Consider the following 1,518-nt stretch of genomic DNA (forward strand, 5'->3'; position numbering starts at 1 on the left):
CCCGCCCCGGGTGCCGACGGCCGCCTCCAACGCGTCCACGACCAGTCCCGCCCGCGTGTGGTCGGCGATCGACCAACCGATCAACCGCCGCGAGTGCAGATCGATCACGGTGGCGAGGTAGAGCCACCCGTCGCCGACCGGCAGGTGGGTGATGTCGCCGACCCATTTCGTGTCGGGAGCCTTCGCGGTGAAGTCGCGGCGGACCAGGTCCGGGGCCGCTCTCGCGGACCGGTCGACCACGGTGGTGCGCACGCGTCTGCGCAGGTGACGGCCCACGATCCCGGCCTCGCGCATCAGACGGGCGACACGCTTGCGGTTGATCGTGTGTCCGCTCGCGCGCAACTCGGCGGTGATCCGGGGGACGCCGTAGGTGTGGCGGGAGGCGGTGTGGACGACGCGGATCCGTTCGACGGCCTCGACGTCGGCCGCGACCCGTGCCCGGCGGGCGGTGTCCCCGGCCGACCACGCGTAGTAGGAGCTGCGGGACACGCCCAGCACCCGGCACAACCGCTGGACGCCCGAACTCGGCACGGTGGGCGGAGATGAAGGCCCAGCGGAGGCGTCTCACTTCATCTCCCGTGCGAAATACGCGGCGGCCCTGCGCAGGATGTCCCGCTCGAGCTGCCACTCGCGCTCGGCCCTGCGCAGCCGGGCGAGCTCCGCGCGCTCGACCGTGGTCAGCCGGTCGGCGCGCTCGCCCTCGTCGGCCTCCGCCTGACGCACCCAGCCGCGCAGGGTCTCCCCGTTGACCCCCAACTCGACACCGATCACGTCGAACGAGCGGCCCTCCCCCTCCGCACGACACGTCGCGATCGCATCCCGCTTGAACTCATCCGTGAACTTCCTCGGACGTCCCACCTGAACATTCCCTTCCTGGACCCCACGATCCAAGTGTCGGGGTGTCCATCATCAGGGGGAAACCTCAGGTCACCGGCGGTCAGGAGCCCTGGGTTCCCCGGCGAGACGCGGGCGTTGCTCGCCGGGAAAGGCGCTGGCAACGGCGGAGCGGGAGGGGAGCCTGGTGAGGTTCGCCGGGGAGCCTTCCCGAGTGGGTGGGGCCGTTTCGACGGGCGTTGTGGGGTGGGTGCGCGGGCGGAAAGGCCGCCCGTGGGTTGGGCGGGTCTCGATCCGGATCGCGGGACGCCTTCGAACCCGCTGTTTCGGGCTGACCTGCGGTTTTGTGCACCGGCAGGCGAGAGCAGGTGCCGGGGGCCGGGTGGCGTACGCAGGCGGTCGATTTCGCGTGGGTCATGGCTCTCGGTGGGCGTTTCGGGTCGGCGCGGCCGGGTGGAGAGCCGTCTGTGAGCCCGGAGGGTCACGGCCCGGATCCCGAGACGGCTGCCCGCACCCGGGGGTCCTCTGACCTGCGGTTTTGTGGGACCGAGCGGCGAGAGCAGGTGCCGAGGGCCGGGTTGCGCACGCAGGCGGCCGATTTCGCGTGGGTCAGGGCTCTCGGTGGGCGTTTCGGGTCGGCGCGGCCGGGTGGAGAGCTGTCCGTGAGCCCGGAGGGTCAGGGCC

Annotated in this window: 2 protein-coding genes; both read right to left on the reverse strand. The window is 71.9% G+C overall.

From position 1 onward, the window contains the following. Positions 1-531, reverse strand: a 531-nt coding sequence (locus ACFXMF_RS47715) for an IS3 family transposase (protein WP_380021350.1), incomplete at its 3' end; no start/stop codon positions are given. 33 nt (positions 532-564) lie between these two features. Continuing rightward, positions 565-858, reverse strand: coding sequence for a transposase (locus ACFXMF_RS47720; protein WP_380021352.1), 294 nt, complete (start codon positions 856-858; stop codon positions 565-567). Positions 859-1,518 lie beyond the last annotated feature (660 nt).

It is taken from the genome of Embleya sp. NPDC059213, from assembly GCF_042754445.1.
GTDB lineage: Bacteria > Actinomycetota > Actinomycetes > Streptomycetales > Streptomycetaceae > Embleya.